Annotated in this window: 2 protein-coding genes; both read right to left on the bottom strand. The window is 65.7% G+C overall.

The window, feature by feature from the left end:
- Positions 1-632, bottom strand: a 632-nt coding sequence (hisG, locus tag EN884_RS36565) for an ATP phosphoribosyltransferase (protein ID WP_128361159.1), incomplete at its 3' end; no start/stop codon positions are given.
- Positions 629-1147, bottom strand: a 519-nt coding sequence (locus EN884_RS36560; RefSeq protein WP_206617761.1) for an ATP phosphoribosyltransferase regulatory subunit, incomplete at its 5' end; no start/stop codon positions are given. The genes EN884_RS36560 and hisG, both read right to left, overlap by 4 nt.

Genomic DNA, 1147 nt, shown 5'->3' with positions numbered 1-1147 from the left:
GTCTTCCTGGACGCCACGAGACAAGCCTGCGAGCGAAGGACGAGGCCATCGCCCAGCACCTTGAGATGATTGGCGCGCAGCGTCGAGCCGGTGGTTGTGATGTCGACGATGACATCGGCCAGTCCGGCCGCCGGCGCACCTTCGGTGGCCCCCAGGCTTTCGACGATGCGATAAACCTGGATGCCGTGCTTCTGCGAGAAGAATTGCTGGGTCAGCCGCCAGTATTTGGTGGCGATGCGCAGCCGCCGGCCATGGCGCTGGCGAAAATCGGCAGCGACGTCGTCGAGGTCGGCCATGGTGTCGACATCGAGCCAGATGTCCGGCACGGCCACCACGACATCGGCATGGCCAAAACTGAGACGGGCGACGATTTCGGCGCGGCTCTCCCAGTCGGCAAGGTTTTCACGCACCAGGTCCTCGCCGGTGATGCCGAGATCGACGGCACCCTGGCCGATCTCGCCTGATATCTCGGAAGCCGACAGGAACACCACTTCGACATCGTCCAGGCCCTCGACGCGGGCGTGGTATTTGCGCTCGTCGCCGGGCAGGCTGACGGCTAACCCGGCTTTGGCCAGCACGTCCAGCGCCTGCTCTTTCAGGCGGCCTTTGGACGGGATCGCCAGCGTGATCATGGCGCCGTCTCCCGCAATGCCTCGATGCGGTCGAGCCAGACCGAAAAGCCGACGCCGGGGATCGGCGTCTTGGCGCCAAGCAAGGTCAGCAGCCGGTCATAGCGGCCGCCGCCGACCAACGGCCGGTCGCCATTGTCGGCCGCGATTTCGAAAACCAGGCCGGTGTAGTAGTCGAGCGGGCGGCCGAACGCGGCGTCGTAGCGGATTTTATCGGCCGGCAAGCCATGCGCTTCGATCGCCTTGGCGCGGGCTGCGAACTTTTCCAGCGCGACATCGAGTGACAGACCGGCGTCGGCGGCGAAGGTCTCCAGCGCCTGGGCCGCGCGATCTAGCGGAACGTCGATCGCCAGAAAATCCTTCAGCGCGGAAAACGCCTCGCTCGACAGCCGAACGCTGCGCAATTCGGCTTTCTCGATCAGCCGCCGGGCAATGTCGGACGGCGCGCGTCCGGCGGACGCCGACAGGCCGGCCTCTTCCATGCCGCTGGCGATATGGGCGGAAAGACCGTCCAGATC

The organism is Mesorhizobium sp. M7A.F.Ca.AU.001.01.1.1 (assembly GCF_004022735.1).
Taxonomy (GTDB): domain Bacteria; phylum Pseudomonadota; class Alphaproteobacteria; order Rhizobiales; family Rhizobiaceae; genus Mesorhizobium; species Mesorhizobium ciceri.
The sequence above is the reverse complement of the archived record's forward strand: the minus strand, read 5'-3'. Positions and strand labels throughout refer to the sequence as shown.